At 64.1% G+C, this 17,904-nt stretch carries 13 protein-coding genes; 7 read left to right on the top strand and 6 right to left on the bottom strand.

Annotation, left to right across the window (positions count from 1 at the left end):
• The first annotated feature begins 4 nt into the window (after nucleotides 1-4).
• From BCHO_RS01675 to pknB, 5 genes are read left to right on the top strand one after another with little or no spacing between them, the layout of a single operon-like run.
• Complete coding sequence (locus BCHO_RS01675; RefSeq protein WP_029675319.1) at nucleotides 5-1,627, top strand: PP2C family protein-serine/threonine phosphatase; 1,623 nt, start codon at nucleotides 5-7, stop codon at nucleotides 1,625-1,627.
• Nucleotides 1,624-3,147, top strand: coding sequence for an FtsW/RodA/SpoVE family cell cycle protein (locus BCHO_RS01670; protein ID WP_024540456.1), 1,524 nt, complete (start codon nucleotides 1,624-1,626; stop codon nucleotides 3,145-3,147). The genes BCHO_RS01675 and BCHO_RS01670 overlap by 4 nt, the downstream gene beginning before the upstream one ends.
• Entirely contained in the window at nucleotides 3,147-4,613 is a 1,467-nt protein-coding gene (locus BCHO_RS01665) for a peptidoglycan D,D-transpeptidase FtsI family protein (RefSeq protein ID WP_024540455.1), read from the top strand. The genes BCHO_RS01670 and BCHO_RS01665 overlap by 1 nt, the downstream gene beginning before the upstream one ends.
• Nucleotides 4,610-5,605, top strand: coding sequence for a serine/threonine-protein kinase (locus BCHO_RS01660; RefSeq protein ID WP_024540454.1), 996 nt, complete (start codon nucleotides 4,610-4,612; stop codon nucleotides 5,603-5,605). Before BCHO_RS01665 ends, BCHO_RS01660 begins: the two co-directional genes overlap by 4 nt.
• Entirely contained in the window at nucleotides 5,602-7,689 is a 2,088-nt protein-coding gene (pknB, locus tag BCHO_RS01655) for a Stk1 family PASTA domain-containing Ser/Thr kinase (RefSeq protein WP_024540453.1), read from the top strand. The genes BCHO_RS01660 and pknB overlap by 4 nt, the downstream gene beginning before the upstream one ends.
• Nucleotides 7,690-7,805: 116 nt before the next feature.
• Here pknB and BCHO_RS01650 read toward each other — a convergent pair whose 3' ends face one another.
• The 3 genes from BCHO_RS01650 to BCHO_RS01640 form a co-directional block, all read right to left on the bottom strand.
• Nucleotides 7,806-8,453 (bottom strand): anthranilate synthase component II, encoded by a 648-nt coding sequence (locus tag BCHO_RS01650; RefSeq protein ID WP_024540452.1) that lies wholly within the window; start codon nucleotides 8,451-8,453, stop codon nucleotides 7,806-7,808.
• Between the two features lie 87 nt (nucleotides 8,454-8,540).
• Entirely contained in the window at nucleotides 8,541-9,638 is a 1,098-nt protein-coding gene (locus tag BCHO_RS01645) for a class E sortase (protein WP_024540451.1), read from the bottom strand.
• A gap of 88 nt (nucleotides 9,639-9,726) precedes the next feature.
• A complete protein-coding gene (locus tag BCHO_RS01640) occupies nucleotides 9,727-10,536 on the bottom strand; it encodes a DUF881 domain-containing protein (protein ID WP_024540450.1) in 810 nt (269 codons plus the stop codon).
• Nucleotides 10,537-10,694: 158 nt separating this feature from the next.
• Between BCHO_RS01640 and crgA the strand changes: the two genes are divergently transcribed.
• Nucleotides 10,695-11,159 (top strand): cell division protein CrgA, encoded by a 465-nt coding sequence (crgA, locus tag BCHO_RS01635; RefSeq protein ID WP_024540449.1) that lies wholly within the window; start codon nucleotides 10,695-10,697, stop codon nucleotides 11,157-11,159.
• A 504-nt stretch (nucleotides 11,160-11,663) separates the two neighbouring features.
• On the opposite strand, the gene BCHO_RS01630 is transcribed toward crgA, so the two are convergent.
• The gene (locus tag BCHO_RS01630) at nucleotides 11,664-12,905 is read right to left on the bottom strand and encodes a THUMP-like domain-containing protein (protein WP_051354831.1); all 1,242 of its coding nucleotides are present in this window, start codon (nucleotides 12,903-12,905) and stop codon (nucleotides 11,664-11,666) included.
• Nucleotides 12,906-13,771: 866 nt separating this feature from the next.
• Nucleotides 13,772-14,554 (bottom strand): rhomboid family intramembrane serine protease, encoded by a 783-nt coding sequence (locus BCHO_RS01625; RefSeq protein WP_024540345.1) that lies wholly within the window; start codon nucleotides 14,552-14,554, stop codon nucleotides 13,772-13,774.
• A gap of 250 nt (nucleotides 14,555-14,804) precedes the next feature.
• Between BCHO_RS01625 and BCHO_RS01620 the strand changes: the two genes are divergently transcribed.
• The gene (locus BCHO_RS01620; RefSeq protein ID WP_024540346.1) at nucleotides 14,805-15,029 is read left to right on the top strand and encodes a hypothetical protein; all 225 of its coding nucleotides are present in this window, start codon (nucleotides 14,805-14,807) and stop codon (nucleotides 15,027-15,029) included.
• A 358-nt stretch (nucleotides 15,030-15,387) separates the two neighbouring features.
• Here the strand turns inward: BCHO_RS01620 and BCHO_RS01615 are convergent, their stop codons facing one another.
• Nucleotides 15,388-17,850 (bottom strand): glycogen/starch/alpha-glucan phosphorylase, encoded by a 2,463-nt coding sequence (locus BCHO_RS01615; protein ID WP_024540347.1) that lies wholly within the window; start codon nucleotides 17,848-17,850, stop codon nucleotides 15,388-15,390.
• Between the last annotated feature and the right edge of the window lie 54 nt (nucleotides 17,851-17,904).

Below are 17,904 nucleotides of genomic sequence, written 5' to 3'. Positions count from 1 at the left end.
GCCGATGACCTCCGCAGAGCACAGCACGCTGTACATGTATTCGACGACCGTCTCCGACGTCGGCACCGTCCGCTCCAACAACCAAGACTCATCGTTCGCGGGCGCCCACCTCGTCGCGATCTGCGACGGCATGGGCGGCCACGCCGGCGGCGACACCGCATCGACGATCGCGATCCGTTCGCTCGCGCACATCGAGAAGGACAGCGCCGGCGGCGACGTCGCACGCGCGACCGCAATCATGGAGACGTCGACGCTCGCCGCGCACGACGCAATCGTCGGCAAGGCGAAACGCGAACGCAAACTCGCCGGCATGGGCACGACAATCACGGCGATCACGTTGGTCTCCGGCTACTGGGTGCTCGCGCACATCGGCGACTCGCGCGCGTATCTGCTGCGCGACGGCGCGCTGATGCGCCTGACGAGCGACCACAGCTATGTCCAGCATCTCATCGACACGAAGCGCATCAGCGAATCCGAGGCGCGCAACCATCCGCAGCGCAACGTCGTCATGCGCGTGCTCGGCGACTTCGACATCGACGCGCGGCCCGACATCTCGATCCGCGTCGCCTATCCCGGCGACCGTCTGCTGCTGTGCTCCGACGGCCTGTGCGGCGTTCTCGAGGATTCGACGATTGAGGAGACGATGCTCGCGGCGACCGATCCGGAGGAATGCGCGCAGCGGCTCGTCTCGATGGCGCTGCGCGCCGGCAGCACCGACAATGTGACGGCCGTCCTCGCCGACGCGACGCTCGCGCTCAACGCCGACTCCTTCGACGTCCCGCACCAGACGCCGCTCATCGGCGGTGCGGCGAGCGCCTCGCTCGACGCGATCGCCGACATCGTCAACGAACCGGTCGCCGCCGCGCCCGCGCTCATCGCGAAATCGTCACCGGCGGAACGCGCGGCAGCGCTCATCCAGTCACGTCCGTCCGATGACGACACGGCGGTCGGCGGCATACCGGCGAAGCCGAGCGTCGGCCACACGAGCGAAGTGCGTGAGGAAACCGGCGAGCTGCAGGATCCGGACACCGGCGAGATTCCGGTTGTGCGCAAAAGCAACGGACGGTACAGCGCCGACCCGAACGATCCGGAGGTCGCCGCCGCGATCCACCATGAGCAGCTCGAGAAGAAGAAGGCCGCGCGTTCGCGTCGCTTCCGCGGACGCGTCGCCGCGACGATCACCGTCATCATCGCCGTGCTCGCGCTGTGCGGCATCGCCGGCGGTGCGTACATGTGGAGCCAAAGGCAGTACTTTCTCGCGAAGGATGGCGACACCGTCGCGATCTATCAGGGCGTGCCCACCGACATCTTCGGCATCAAGCTGTCGCATCCGGTCGAGCAGACGAACCTGACGTTCAGCGAGCTGCCTGAGGGCTGGCAGAACCAGCTCGAAGCCGGCATCAACGTCGACGACTACGACGCCGCCGTCGCGAAGGCCGACCAGATCGAACAGGAGCTCAGGAAGACTCAGCAGCAGCGCAAGGACGAGGAAGCGCGCCGCAAGGCCGCCGCGAAGACGCAGAAGGACGCGCCTGAGCAAACGAAGAGGGGCACGGCGACGCCGTCGCCGTCCGCTTCGTCGTCGGCGTCGCCGTCCGCCACGGCCGAGGAGAAGGATTCGAAGTGACGAAGACCCGGATACGCTATCTGCTGCAGATCCTCTTCGCGTTCGCCATCACGGCCATCGGCGTCTTCCAGATGTTCGCACGCACCGAGGGGCGGCCGCCGGCGACGGCGCTCGTATTGATGGGCGTCATCGCCGTGCTGTTCATCGTCACGTGGGCGCTCATCTGCAAGTTCCAGCCGTACGCGAACCAGTCGATCATGGCCTGCGTGCTGATGCTCACGTCGATCGGCATCCTGATGATCGCGCGCTGCGACGCGGCGATGGGCACGAGCGTCGCGACGCGCCAGATGATCTGGCTGTGCCTCGCGCTCGTCTGCTGCGACCTGCTGTTCGTGTTCATGCGCGACTACCGCGTGCTGCGGCGATTCTCCTATGTGAGCATGGTCATCGGCCTCGTGCTGCTGCTCTCGCCGATGATCCCCGGCCTCGGCCGTGAGATCGGAGGCGCGCGCATCTGGATCGGCATCGGACCGTACTCGCTGCAGCCGGGTGAGTTCGCGAAGCTGTTCCTCGCGTTCTTCTTCGCCTCCTATCTGTTCAACCACCGCGACCAGCTCGCCGTCGGCGGCAAGAAGCTCGGACCGCTGCAGCTGCCCCGGTTCAAGGACCTCGGCCCGATCGTCATCGTCTGGATCGCGTCGATGGGCGTGCTCATCCTGCAGCATGATCTGGGCACGTCGCTGATGTTCTTCGCGATGTTCGTCGCGATGCTGTACGTCGCCACCGGACGCGTGAGCTGGATCATCATCGGCTTCCTCGCCTTCGCCGCCGGCAGTGTCGTCGCCGCGCACATCTTCGCGCATGTCGGCTACCGCGTCGACGCCTGGCTGCATCCCTTCGACCCGGCGATCTATTCGCGTTATCCGGGCGGTTCGAGCCAGATCGTGCAGGGCCTGTTCGGCCTCGCCTCGGGCGGTCTGATGGGCACCGGCCTCGGTCAGGGCTACCCGACCGTCACGCCGCTGGCGAACTCCGACTTCATCTACGCGTCGACCGGCGAGGAGCTCGGTCTCGTCGGCGTCTTCGCCGTGCTCATGCTCTACCTGCTCATCATCGCGGCCGGCATGATCATCGCGATGAAGATCAAGGACGGCTTCGGCAAGCTGCTGTCCTCCGGCCTCGTGTTCACGATGGCCTTCCAGGTCTTCACCGTCGTCGGCGGCATCACGCTCGTCATCCCGCTCACCGGCCTGACGATGCCGTACATGGCCGCCGGCGGCTCATCGCTGATCGCGAACTACCTCCTCGCCGCGCTGCTCATCATCATCTCGAACGCGGCGAACAAGCCGCAGTCCGACGAGTTGAGCGACACCTTCCGCATGGAGGCGCTGTCGGTGCTGCGCAGCCGCCAGCGGGCCGAAGCGAGCTCCGCCGCGAACGACGCCGCCGTATCCTCGTCGACCGCCGCGAACGACGGCGACGGACCGATCACGCAGATCGTCACCCCGATCAACACCCATTCCTACGTCAACCTGCCGCAACGCGCGGTCGACGATGCACACCCGGGAGGTGAGGCCTGATGAACAAGACGCTACGTCAGCTGTTCACCGCCGTTCTCGTGCTGTTCGTCGTCCTCGGCATCTCGTCGTCGTTGATCATGACGGTCCGTTCGAACGCGCTCGCCAGCGACACGCGCAACGTGCGCACGCTCTACTACACGAACAGTGCGGCACGCGGCGCGATCCTCGCGTCCGACGGCACCATCCTCGCCAAATCGGACGCGTCGCAGGACGAATACAAGTACCAGCGTTCGTACGCCGACGGCGCGCTCTACGCGCCGGTCACCGGCTACTTCTCGGTCACGCAGAAAGCCGACCGCGGCATCGAGGCGTCCGAGGATACGCTGCTGACCGGCAAGTCCGACGCGATGTTCTGGCAGCGTCTCAAAGGCCTGTTCACCGGCGAGGAGAACCGCGGCGCCTCAATCGAGACGTCAATCGACACGAAGCTGCAGAAGGCCGCCTACGACGCGCTCGGCGACGACGACGGCGCCGTCGTCGCGCTCGAGCCGAGCACCGGCCGCATCCTCGCGATGGTGAGCAAGCCGAGCTACGACCCGAACCTGCTCGCGACGCATGACGGCGGCGAGGCGAACAAGCACTACGCCGAACTGAGTCAGGGACAGGCCAGCCCGATGATCAACCGCGCGACGAGCCAGCTATATCCGCCCGGATCCACGTTCAAAACCGTCGTCGCGGCCGCCGCGATCAACTCGGGCAAATACAACATCAATTCGCAGATCCCGGCCGGCGCGAGCTACACGTTGCCAGGCACCGAGACCCAGCTGACGAACTCGTCGCCGGCCGGCGACGGCTCCGACGGCACAATCTCGCTGAAGAACGCGATGGCGTATTCGTCGAACACGGCCTTCGCGCAGCTCGGCGTCGCGCTCGGCGACGACACGGTCTCCGACATGGCGAAGAAGTTCGGCTTCGATTCGACGATCACGATCGACGGTTCCGCCGCCGACGGCACGCCGATGCGCGCCGTCGCGTCACGCTTCCCGCAGCAGGTCACACCGGACCGTCTCGCACTGGCGTCAATCGGGCAGGGCGACACCGTCGTCACGCCGCTGCAGAACGCAATGGTCGCCGCGGCCGTCGCGAACAAAGGCAAGGTCATGAAGCCGACGCTCGTCGACCGTGTGCGCTTCAGCGACCTGTCGGTACTGCCGGACACGAAGCCTCAGGTCATGAGCACGGCATTCAGCGAGGACACGGCGAAGCAGCTCACCGAAGGCATGGAGGCCGTCGTCACCGACGAGGACACGAATCTGGAGATCCCCAGCATCCGCGTCGCCGCGAAGACCGGCACCGCGCAGATCGGCGCCGACAACGATTCGATCGACGGCTGGGTCATCGGCTTCGCGCCGGCCGACGATCCGAAGATCGCCGTCGCCGTCGTCGTGCACAACGTCGATCTCTATGGCTCGTTTGCGGCGGGACCGGTCATGACCGCAGTAATGAAGGAGGCGCTTACCCAATGAGACTCATCGAGGGACAGCTCATTCACCGGCGTTACCGCCTCGATTCGCGTCTCGCACAAGGAGGCATGGGCGAGGTCTGGAAAGGCTACGACATCCAGCTCGGCCGCCCGGTCGCGATCAAGGCGCTGCGCACCGACACGACGAACCAGGAGTCGAAGCTGCGCAGGCTGCGCACCGAGGCGCGCAATTCGGCGAATCTCGCACACCCGAACATCGCCGCGCTGTTCGAATACTACGAACATGACGGCATCGGATTCCTGATCATGGAGTACGTGCCGAGCAAGTCGCTCGCCGACCTGTTCCATGAGATCGACGGCCCGATGGAGCCGACGCAGCTGCTGCCGATCCTCACCCAGACGGCGCGCGGCCTCTTCGTCGCGCATTCGCACGGCGTCATCCACCGCGACGTCAAGCCGGCCAACATCATGGTCTCGAGCAACGGCGAGGTCAAGATCACCGATTTCGGCGTCTCGTATTCGACGAACCAGGAGCAGATCACGCAGGACGGCATGGTCGTCGGCACCGCACAGTACATCTCCCCCGAGCAGGCGCAGGGCCAGCATGCCACGCCGCAGTCGGACATCTACTCGCTCGGCGTCGTCGCCTACGAAGGCCTGTGCGGACACCGTCCGTTCACCGGCGCGACGCCGGTCGACATCGCCGCCGCGCATGTCAACAACCCGGTGCCGCCGCTGCCGGCGACCGTCGACTTCCAGCTGTCGCAGTTCGTCATGTCGATGCTCGCAAAGGACCCGCTCGACCGTCCGCAGGACGCGCTGACCGTGGCCCGTATCCTGTCGCGCATCGAACGCAGGCTGCTCGACCAGCAGACGAGCGCGATCGACGCGACGATGGTCACGTCCGGCAAGCGCGTGCCGCGCCGCGTCGCGAGCGCCCCCCATCACGATCCCACCACGAACGCGATGCATCCGTTTGCACAGGCGGGTTCCCCACGACACAACCACAGTACTGGGCGGAAGGAGCAGCAATGAGTAGCATGCCCACGACACTGGACGGTGGCCGCTACCAGCTCGGCCAGCTCATCGGACGCGGTGGCATGGCCGAGGTCCATGTGGCCGTCGATACGCGGCTCGGCCGTACCGTCGCCATCAAGATCATGCGCCCGGACCTCGCCCATGACGAGATCTTCCTGACGCGCTTCCGCCGCGAAGCGCATTCGGTCGCGCAGATGAACAACCCGAACATCGTCAACATCTACGATTCGGGCGAGGAGGTCATCACCTTCGAGAACGGCCAGACCGAGCATCTGCCGTATCTGGTCATGGAGTACGTCAAGGGCCAGACGCTGCGTGACATCATCAAGGCGAACGGTCCGCTGTCGCAGCGCGACGCCGAGCATGTGATGATCGGCGTGCTCAGCGCGCTCGAATATTCGCATCGGATGGGCATCATCCACCGCGATATCAAACCCGGCAACATCATGATCTCCGAGCAGGGCATCGTCAAGGTCATGGACTTCGGCATCGCCCGCGCGCTCGATGATTCGGCGACGACGATGACGAAGTCGCAGGGCGTCGTCGGCACCGCGCAGTACCTCTCCCCCGAACAGGCGCGCGGCGAGACCGTCGACATGCGCTCCGACCTGTATTCCGCCGGTTGCGTGCTCTACGAGATGCTCACCGGCCGCCCGCCCTTCACCGGCGATTCGGCGGTCGCGATCGCCTACCAGCATGTCTCCGAAGTGGCCGTGCGTCCGAGCACGATCGTGCCGGGACTGCCGACGGCGTGGGATTCGATCTGCGCGAAGGCGATGGCGAAGGACCGCCAGAACCGCTATGCGACGGCCGCCGAATTCAAGAACGACATCATCGCGTTCATGAACGGCGGCGTGCCGACCGCGACGGCCTTCAATCCATTGACCGACCTGTCGGAGACGAAGGCGCAGCATCAGCTGCCGCCTACGCAGCCGATGACGGCCCAGCAGGCTCCGGCCACGCAGGTCTTCAATCCGGTCACCGGACAGTTCGAACGGATCAATCCGGACGGGTCGACCGGGCCGCTCAAGACGCGTGCGGACCGCCGTGCGGAAATCGCGAAGAAGAAGCACAAGCGCAACGTCGTCATCGCGTCGATCGCCGCGGCCATCGTCATCCTCGGCATCGCGATCGGCGGATGGCTGTGGTGGGACCATGCGCAGAACGCGACGAAGTTCGTGACGGTGCCGACCTTCAACGAGACGACGACCGAGGCGCGCGCACGCAAGCAGCTCGAGGATCTGGGCCTCAACATCAACGTCAAGCAGGACGCCGACTCGACGAAGCCGGAGGGCATGTTCACGAAGCAGACGCCGGCCGGCGGCAAGCGCGTCGCCGAGGGCAGCACCGTCGAAGTGTGGTTCTCGACGGGTCCGCGTTCGGTCAAGATCCCGGACGTGACCGGGTACACGCAGGAGCAGGCGCGTTCGACGCTCGAGGACGCCGGATTCGTCGTCGAATCGAGCGTGCAGACCGAGGACAGCGCGACAATCGCGAAGGACCATGTGACGCGCACCGACCCGGCCTACGGCACGTCGCAGCTCAAGGGTTCGACGATCAGCCTGTGGGTGTCGTCGGGCATGACGAAGGTGCCGGACGGCATCATCGGCAAACCGCAGGACCAGGCGTTGTCCGCGCTCTCCCAGATGGGTCTGACGGTCACCGTCATGCAGGAGTCGTCGGACAGCGTCGACAAGGGCTCGGTCATCCGCGTCTCGCCGGACGTCGGCACGTCGGTCGCGCAGAACAGCACGGTGACGGTGTGGGTGTCCACCGGACGTGAGCAGGTGACCGTGCCGAACGTCAACGCCGGCGATACGCTCGCGAGCGCGCGCGCCGCGCTCGAAGCGGCCAATCTGAGCGTCAAGGTGGATGGAGATTCGTCGGACGACGCAATCGTCGAATCGATCAGCCCGTCCGCCGGCACGAGCGTGGACAAGGGTTCCGAAGTCACCGTCAAGACGAAGGCGCCGTCGTCGAATCCGTCGCCGTCGCCGTCGCCGTCGCCGTCGGGTTCTTCCTCCTCGTCGGCGCCGCCTTCCGACGGCAGCCAGAACGACGGCGACCACGGTCAGGGCTGACGCGCATCAACCGCGCGCACGCTGAACGGGCACGCAATGGGCGGCCCCGGATCCGTGAGGGATCCGGGGCCGCCCATTGCGTTGCCTTCGTCGCAACCGCGACGGTCGGCGTATGCTCAACGCGTGAGCTTCGGCTGCATGCCCAGGCTCTTGTCGACCGCACTCGGCTGGCCGCAGACGGCGAGCCAGTTCGCGAACAGACGGTAGCCGTCCTGCGTGAGCACCGATTCGGGATGGAACTGCACGGCGTACAGCGGCAGCTCACGGTGCTTGATGCCCTGCACGATGTGGTCGTCGACGGTCCACGCGGTCACCTCGAGCACGTCGGCCGGCACCGAATCAGGTTCGACGGCGAGCGAATGGTAGCGCGTCGCCGTCATCGGATTCGCGACGCCCGCGAAGATCTCGTCGTCGATGTGCTCGACGAGGCTCGTCTTGCCGTGCATGATCGTCGGCGCATGGCTCACCGTGCAACCGAAGACCTCGGCGAGCGCCTGCATGCCGAGGCAGACGCCGAACATCGGCGTGCGCGTCGCCGCACACAGACGGATCATGTCCTCGCTGACGCCCGCGTCGGCCGGCGCGCCGGGGCCGGGCGAGATCAGGACGCCGTCATAGCCGTCGAGGACGGCGGCGTCGGCCGGGTCGATTGCGTCGTTGCGCACGACCGTCACGGTCGCGCCGAGCGTCTTGAGATAGCCGACGATCGTGTACACGAAGGAATCGTAGTTGTCCACGACGAGGATATGCGCGGAATCGGTCATGAAAGGTCCTCTCGCTGGCGTACGGGCTTGTTCTAATGCCAAACGTAGTCAAGTGTAGTGCAGCCGGTGTAGCGGGCGCACGGCGCGCTACACGGCCACGTAGTTGGACATCTGCTGCAGGAACGGAATGTTCGCGGCCGCCCATGGGAAGCCCCACTGGAACAGCGCGGCCGCGGCGGCGAAGACGAGCAGCAGCATCAGCAGCCAGCGGATCGGCGCGGCTCCGGGCTGATGGCGCAGCAGCCAGCCGTAGATGTCGACGTCCGGCAGCGGCCTGCTGCCCTCATGGATCGCGCGCAGCGCCGGCCAACGCCATGCGACGGCCGCCGCGAGGAATACGACCGCGTAGACGATGAGCGCACCCCACACCCACGGCGCAAGCGACGTGATCGACGACGCGAACGACTGCCGCTCGTTGTTGATGAACTCGACGGCGCCGTTGGCGTCGGTCTTCGCCAGCTCCTTCGGGATGCCGTCCGAGACCCTGGCCCAGTATGCGAACTCGCCGAAGCTCGCCCAGCGGTGCGTCGGCGCCGTGTACTTCGGCTCGCAGGTCGTCATCGTGATGAGCCGCTTCGTCGGTTGCTCGTCGGGATGTTCGGGATTCGGCCCGATGACCCATCCCTCGTCCGGCGTCACGATCGTGTAGTTCGTGTAGTGGTAGACGTACCAGTAGTCCTTGGAACGGATGACGATCGCGTCGCCCTTCTCGAGCTTGTCGACGTCTCCGAGCGGCTGCCCGTAGCCGTTCCTGTGTCCGGCGATCGCGAAGTTGCCGACCTGTCCGGCCATCTGCGAGTCCACATAGTGGCCAAGGCCGTGCTGATTGAGTTCGGCGAGGTCGGTGCCCTGCACGAGGTTGCGCTCCCATTGGTCGCCGAAGCGCGGGATGTAGACGCGGGCGATGAGTTCGCCGGTCAGCGCCTCCTTCGGCTGCACCGGAGGCTCGCCGTCCTGCGGCTGCGCGATCTTCAAGGTGCCGCCGTCGTTCGGCTGCACCCACGCGACCTGCGCGCGCGTCTCCTGCTGGACATGGTCCGACTGCACGCCGGTCCACCATTGCATCCACGCCACGTACAGACCGCAGATCGCGGCGAAGGTGAGCAGCAGCTCCGCGACGATCGTGACGATCGAACGTCCGACGCTGCGTGTGCGGCGCGGCGCCGCATGTTGACTGTGTGCCATAGGTGGTGTCTTCCCCCGTTCGTTCTGCCTGATCGGCCGCCGCGGACGATCTGACGATCGCATCCGCGGACTATATCACAAAATGGAACTATTGATTGCCGCCGTGTGCGCCGCCGTTCGCGGCGTCGTCGGCATGTTCGCCGTCGCCGTCCTTGTTCGGCTGCTGCAGCACATGCGCGTACTGCAGCGGCTGCAGGAGCATCGTCGTGCTGTCGAAGTGGAGTTTGCTTTCCGTCTGCACGTCGTAGCCGAGACCGTACGCGTCCACATACTGCCGATAGATCTGCACGGCGCGCGAATCGTCGAGCGCCTGGATCATCAGCGTCGGAGGACCGATCGCGGAGATCGTGAACGGCGGCGAGTATTTGCGGCCCTGCAGCAGCAGCACGTTGCCCGAGCAGATGATCGCCGACGTCGACAGCACACGCTGGTCCATGATCTGCATCGACTCCGCGCCGCCCGCCCACAGCGCGTCGACGACGGCCTCGACGTCCTGCTGATGCACGACGTACTTATCGCTGTCCACCGTCGCCCCCGACGAATCGACGGCGTTCTTCCACATCGACGAATCGTTGAGCGTCACCGTGACGCCCGGACCTTCGACGGCGGGCAGCATCGTGCTCGAGCCGGCGTCCTCGGACGGCGGCGACTGGTCGGACTTCACCCGCGCGCTCAGCTTGTCGACCTGCGACGACAGCTCCTTGACGTCGGCCTGCAGTGCGTCCACCTTGCGCACGCGGTTCTCGACGAGTTCGGCGGTGTCCGAGGAGACGGTCGTCGTGCGGTTGACGCGCATGTTCGTGATGAGCAGGAAGCCGGCGAAGGTGACGACGAGCAGCACGGAGACGCTGCCGATGAACGACTTGCCGGTGCCATGCTTCGGTTTATGCCTGGCCATATCCGTCTCCTTACGAACCTCGCCGCCGAACCATATGGTCCGTCTTCGCGGCGACGCGCGAAAATATGATGATTTTGCTCATGATGGCCGACGCTGGTGGCCGCTTTCGTGAGCAACCACTATGATACCTAATTAGCCTATGCAAGGAGATAAGACAAATGGCTGACGAAGAGCTGCACAAAACACCCACGGATGGCCAGGTCGACGAACACGGCGCCGCCGAGAAGTCGAACGACGAGTCGCACGTGAGGAACGAGAAGAAGCCGATGGATCTGGCGCAGGCCGCCACCTACGTCGAGAATGACGAGATCCCGGTCGGCCGCATCGAGGAGATCCTCGACCAGACCGTCGACGAGAAGGACATGACGCCGCAGATGCGCCGCATGATGCAGCGTCAGCGTGAGAACACGAAGCGCGTCGAGGAGAGCATCAAGGGCACGAAGGCGAACCCGAGCTGGTTCGTGCCGGTGTTCTGCGCGCTGATGATCATCGGCCTCATCTGGGCCGTCGTCTTCTATCTGACGAACTACACGTATCCGATCCCGGCGATCGGCTCCTGGAACCTGCTGGTCGCGTTCGGCTTCATGCTCGCAGGCTTCATCATGATGGTCTGGTGGCGTTGAGACCGTGGCACATGGCTGATCAGGGCGTCTTCCGACGCCCTTTTTTGTTGCCCTTCCGACGCTGCCGCAACTCCCCTCTGGCCCGCCCACCGGACACCCTCCACCACCCGTACATTGCCGCCCGTAGCCTGCCCGACGGCATTCCGCAGGTGACCTCACCCATACGATGCCGTCCATAGCCTCTCAATGGCATTCCGTAGGTGTCACACCAATAAACTGCCACCCAACAACCCTCAAACGGCATTCCGCGCGTAGCCACACCTACGGAATGCCACCCGCAGCTCCCCGGATGGCATTCTGCAGGTGTCACACCAAAAGACTGCCATCTGCGACTCCTCAAACGGCATTCCGTAGGTGTCACACCAATAAACTGCCACCCAACAACCCTCAAACGGCATTCCGTAGGTGATCTCACCCATACAATGCCACCCGCAGCTCACCGGATGGCATTCTGTAGGTGCACCGCCCACATACTGCCATCTGCACATCCGCAACCGCCACCGCTCAGCTGTTTTTGCGCGCGCGGATGAGAATGTGCCGGCCGCCGGCATCGGTCGTCGCGAACAGATAGACGTCGCCGCCGTCAGACAGTTTGAGCTTCTTCGCGAGCTGCGCGGCCGTGAGCGGGAAATTGCGTACGGCGACGTTCGCCTTTTTCACGCCGCCAAGCAGTCGCCGCACATCCTTCTTGTTCATCGTGCCGATATCGTCGATCACGAAAGCGCGTCCGGGGAAATCGCCGAACCATCGGCCGGCGACGAACAGGTGGCTGTTGACGCCGATCTGCGCCGCCGGCCAACGCCGCTGCAGCGTCGCGAAGGCGCCGCCTTTCATGATCGCCGCGTTCGGTTCGTAGAGGAAACGCATATCGGGCAGCGTCGACACCGGCGCCACGCTCGGCCGCTCGTCATCGCCGGCGAGGAACTCGACGGATGCGTCGTCGTCCACACATCGGATCAGCGGCCGCTTGGTACGCTCCCGGCTGAGCACGACGAGAATCTCCTTGCATTCGTTGTGCACGGCGACGATGTCGAGACGTCGCACGGCGCCGCCGAAATCGTCGATCGTCTGCCGCCAGTCGAGCATCGGCGACAGTTTGATGACGACGAACGGCGCTTTGGCGAGCAGTTCGTCGCGCAGCGCGAGTACGTCGGGCGTGCAGTCGGCGATCGCGACGGTGCGTGCGCCGTGCGCGTCGCGCCGTGCCGGGTCGACGTAGATGAGCGTCGCCGGCGGCATCGTCTTCAGGAACGCGACGCCGTCGCCGCAGACGACATGGGCGTTGTCGATGCCGAGCTCATGCAGATTATGCGTCGCGAGCGCGCACAGCTGCGGCTGCCGTTCGACGTAGACGGCCTCGTCGAAGGCGCGCGCCATGAAGGAGAAGTCGACGCCGAAGCCGCCGGTGAGGTCGACGAGCGGCGTCGGATGCGGCTGTCCGGCGATGAGTTCGGCCGCGAGCCGAGCCTTGTATTCGGCCGCCGGCTGCGACGAGCATTGTTCCATCGGCACATGCGGCGGGTAGATGATGCCGTCGGTCGCCGCCCAGCGCGGCAGTTTCGTGCGTGCGATGCGTCGGCCGGCGATCTGGTCGAGCGCGAACGGCACGTCCACGTCGCCGTCGCGTTTCGCGTGGAGCGCGACGTCACGTATGTCCTCATCCCGGTGCGCCATGATGAACGCACGCGTCGCCTCATTGATCCGCGGCGCGATGTCGTCGTCGCGGATAGCGTTGTCGTTGCCCATACAGCGCATTGTAGCGACGCGTCGACCGCAGCTGCCGGCAGTGACGGCCGGCATCTGGCTAGACGGATATTGCCGTCTGAAGAGCTGCAGACGGCATTGCATACGTAAGGTCACCTACGGAATGCCGCCTGAGGGTCGCTGGGTGGCAGCCTTCTGGTGCGACACCTACGGAACGCCGTATGAAGGGGCTGTACGCGGGGGGAACTACGCCGATGCAGTCATGCACAGAACTGCGGGAGGCAGATCGATAAACGCCGAGATTACAGGCATCAGGAGCCGCCATCTACTCAAAATGGGTAGAACGGTTGACAGTGCTTCATCGCCGAACGGATAATGGTCGCTAGGTCTTTCCGAGGTCAGCCCCGGCTCTACCACCCATTCCGGGAACACGCGCAGAGGATGGACGACGTCTGCGCGCGGATGCTGACCATTGCCTTAGAGCAACAACACGATTGACCTATCGGACGGCCGATGTATCCGACTTGCGGTACCGGCCCTACGGGGGTGGGAGTCCTTGAGGAGGAACAGTGGCAGGGGATGTCCACTGTGCTTTCAATTTCTGACATAACGTGAAATGTGGATAACTTTCGACGCACTACATATAGGGGGCATCCCCTTGCCTAATCCCTATTTATGGCTTGATTTCAACGGTTCAGAGGGGATGTGGATAACTGTTATCCACATCCCCCACCGGTGGGGAAACCATAGATATCAACATTTGTGGATATCTATGTGGATAACTTCGGTCTGTTTCCTCATGCTATCCCCGAATTATCCACAGTGTTTTCCACATCTTGTGGAAAACTACACCGCTGTAAGTTGCGCAGCGACACTAGAGGCATGCGAAATCAGCCGCCACACGACGCTCACAGCATCATCGCGTAGATGTTGTTCTGGTTGCAGATGACGACGATAATCACTTCGAGCAGCAGCAACGCGCCGCCGTAGATCGACGTGCGCGCCAACGTCGACTTGCCGCGCAATGCACGCGGACCGTCGACGACGAGCAACGTGAGCAGGCCGCCGAAGATGAAGCCGCCGACATGCGCCTGCCATGCGATGTTCGGCACGACGAGCGGCATCGCGAAGTTGATCGCCATCCACACGAGCATCGACCGCATATCGGCGCCGGCCTTCCGGTAGACGACGAGGCACGCGGCGAACAGGCCGAACAGGGCGCCGGACGCACCATAGGAATAAGTGATCCAACCGGAGGGGTCACGGCCGAAGGCCGCCCACAGCTCCATGCCGACGCCGCCGCCGATGCCGGCGATCATATACAGCATCAGATACGGCCAGTGTCCCATGAGCCGCTCGAGGAACGGCCCGACGCACCACAGCGTCAGCATGTTGAACAGGATATGGAAGATCGACGTCGGCGAATGCAGGAACATCGACGTGACGAACATCCACGGCTCACGCGCCGCCCGGTAGGGCTGCATCGCGCCGTACTGCAGCAGATCCGCCAAAGCCGGGCGGCTCACCAGATTGAGGACGAACTCGACGATCCACAGCGCGACGCAGACGACGATGATCGCCGACGTGACGACCGGTTCGCCGTTGCGCCAGCGGTAACGCAGCGACCGCAGCGAGAACACCTGCCGCATCGACGGGGAATCGGGGAACAACGAAAAACGATTGTTGGGCATAGGTCACACTGTAGCGCAGGGTGACGTGCCGCGACGCGCACCGCTGTGCGCGTTACGACGCGCGTCGCGCGGTCGCCATGCGACCGTTGCGCGACCGTCATGGAACCGGCCATGCATGCCGCCTTCGCGTTGAGGCGCAGGGACTTGCCATGAGCACAACCGAAGTCGCGCGAACGCGGCGAAGGTCCTATGATGGTGAACAGAGTTGTCTGGGGAAACCAGTCGACCAGGTAATCGGAAAGGAGCCGTCATGAAGGAACATAAGTCCTCTAGCGGTTGGAAATTCTTCGCGCTGCTCTTCGGTGCGCTGCTCGCGGCGGTCGTCGGAGTCTACATCTACAAGCAGCAGAACCCGGACTACGATCCGTGGGAGGAGCCGTGGGAGAACAGCTCATCGCCTGTCGACCTCACGCTCGCGAAGGACAAGACTGAGGACGACGTCGACAAGGTCGCTCCGGCCGCCGACGCAGCCTGATCGCGACCGCCGCACTGCGTTGTGCGGCGGCGTCGTACGCGAACTACGCGTTGCTGACATCAGCGAACCGCGGTGTGCACGATTGTTGGAACGTGCACACCGCGGTTTTTCGTATCGATGACGACTGCGGCAGCGATATCGACATCCGAACATCGTCGCCGGCGCCGCCGTGCCGCCGTGCCGCCGTGCCGCCGACACTGTCGTCGCGGCGACGGCATGGCGCATACGGACGGACGATTATATGCATCGACATGGCGATATGGATGGACGCATACACAAAGACGAACGGCGGGCGACACCCGAAGGTGCCGTCCGCCGTTCGTCTTCTATGCTGCAATCAGCCTCGCGGCTGCATGCCTCACTTCTCGGTCGGCAGCGGGCCGGTCATCCAGACGCGGTCGAGGTAGTCCTCGATCGAACGATCGGAGCTGAAGTAACCGGAGTTGGCGACGTTGAGGATCGCCTTGCGGTTCCACTCGAGCTGATCAGCGTAGAGCGTCTCGATCTGGGACTGGATGTCGTGGTACGCCGTGAAGTCGGCGAGCGTCATGAACCAATCCTTGGTCAGCCAATCGGAGACGAGCGGAGCATAGGTCTCCTTGTCGCCGTTGGAGAAGGTGCCGTCCGCGACCATGTCGATCGCGGTCTTGAGGCGCGGATCCGCTTCGTAGAACTTCGCCGGATCGTAGTTGCTCTCGTACATCTTGTCCACCTCGTCGACGGTCATGCCGAAGAGGAAGAAGTTGTCGGCGCCGACGCGCTCGCGGATCTCGACGTTCGCGCCGTCGAGCGTGCCGACGGTGAGCGCACCGTTGAGGGCGAACTTCATGTTCGACGTGCCGGACGCTTCCTTGCCGGCCTGCGAGATCTGCTCGTCGAGCTCGGTCGCCGGGATCAGCATCTGCGCGACGCGGATGTTGTAGTTCCACGGGAACACGACCTTGAGCTTGCCCATGACGTCCGGATCGTTGTCGATGACCTTGGCGACGTTGTTGATGAGCTGGATCGTCATCTTGGCGAGGTAGTAGCCCGGGGCGGCCTTCGCACCGAAGATGACGGTGCGCGGCGTGACGTCCTCGACCTTGACCTTGCCGGACTTGATGTCCGCATAGGTGGCGATGACCTCGAGGATCTTGAGGGCCTGGCGCTTGTACTCGTGCAGACGCTTGATCATCGTGTCGAACATCGTCGTCGGATCGAGCTTGAAGCCGTACTCGGACTTCGCGAAGTCGGCGAAGCGAACCTTGTTGTCGTACTTGACCTTCGCGAACTTCTTGACGAACTCGTCGTCCTGGGCGAGCGGCTCAAGGTTCTTGAGCAGTTCGAGGTCCTCGAGCCACTTGTCGGTGCCGAGGCCTTCGGTGATGAGCGCGGACAGGCCCGGGTTCGCGAGCTTCATGAAGCGGCGAGGGGTGACGCCGTTCGTGACGTTCGTGAACTTCGCCGGATAGATGTCCGAGAAGTCGCGCAGCGTCACGTCCTTGAGCAGCTGCGAATGCAGCTCGGCGACGCCGTTGACGTGCGAGCCGGCGTAGGAGGCGAGGTACGCCATGCGCACCGACGGGTTCTCGCCCGCGGTGAGGATGCGCATGCGCTCGATCTTCGCCTCGTCGTCGGTGAGGCCTTCGAGCTCGTGCATGAACTGGTCGTTGATCTTCTCGATGATCTCGAGATGACGCGGCAGCAGCTTGCCGATGAGCGACGCCGGCCACACTTCGAGCGCTTCCGGAAGCAGCGTGTGGCACGTGTAGTTGAAGGTCTTCGTCGTGATGTCCCACGCGGTATCCCAGTCGTAGCCGTACTCATCGATGAGGATGCGCATGAGCTCCGGAATGCCGATGACCGGGTGGGTGTCGTTGAGCTGGAACGTGATCTTGTCCGGGAACGTCGTCAGATCCGGCTTCTCGGCGTCGCCGTAGAAGACACGGATCGCGTCGTGCAGCGAAGCGGAGGCGAAGAAGTACTGCTGCTCGAGGCGCAGTTCCTTGCCGACCTCGGTCGAATCCTCCGGGTACAGGATCTTGGAGATGTCCTCGGCCTTGACCTGCGGCTTGACCGCGTCAAGGTACTCGGACTTGTTGAAGGTGAGCAGGTCGAACTCGTCGTAGGAGCGTGCCTGCCACAGGCGCAGCGTGTTGACGCGGCCGGACTCGTAGCCCGGAACCATGTAGTCGACAGGAATCGCGCGGACCGCCCAAGCCGGCTTCCACACGCGCTTGCCGGCCTCTTCGACGACTTCGCCGCCGAAGTTGACGCGCTGGTCGCGCGCGTAGTCGATGTGGCCCCACGGATCCTCGTTGGTCAGCCAGTAGTCAGGACGCTCGACCTGACGGCCTTCCTCGTCGAATTCCTGACGGAAGATACCATAGCGGTACTGGATGCCATAGCCGAAGGCCGGCACACCCAGCGACGCGAGAGAATCGATGAAGCAGGCGGCGAGACGGCCGAGGCCGCCGTTGCCGAGGCCCGGCTCGTATTCGGCGTCGATGACTTCCTGCGCGTCGAAGCCCAGCTCCTTGACCGCAGCATAGAACTGGTCGGTGAGGCCCGAGTTGAGCAGCGCGTTGCGCAGCTGCTTGCCCATCAGGAACTCAGCGGACAGGTAGCCGACGGCCTTGGTGTTGCCGTTGATCATGTCCTGCTGGGTCTTCATCCAAGAATCCATAAGGTGCTTGCGCACGGCGGTGGCCGTGGCGACGTAGATGTCGGCCGGCTTCGCCTGTTCGGGCGTAACGCCCTGCGTGTACTTGAGCTCGTTGCGGATCTCATCCGCGAACTGAGCTGCGGTAACCGAGGACTTCGGTGCCGTAAGTTCGGTCATATCTATGACTCCTCTGAACGTTATCTTCACTATGAACGCCCACGGGCAAAATCA

Origin of the sequence: Bifidobacterium choerinum (assembly GCF_000741135.1) — a bacterium.
GTDB classification, from domain to species: domain Bacteria; phylum Actinomycetota; class Actinomycetes; order Actinomycetales; family Bifidobacteriaceae; genus Bifidobacterium; species Bifidobacterium choerinum.
The sequence above is the reverse complement of the archived record's forward strand: the minus strand, read 5'-3'. Positions and strand labels throughout refer to the sequence as shown.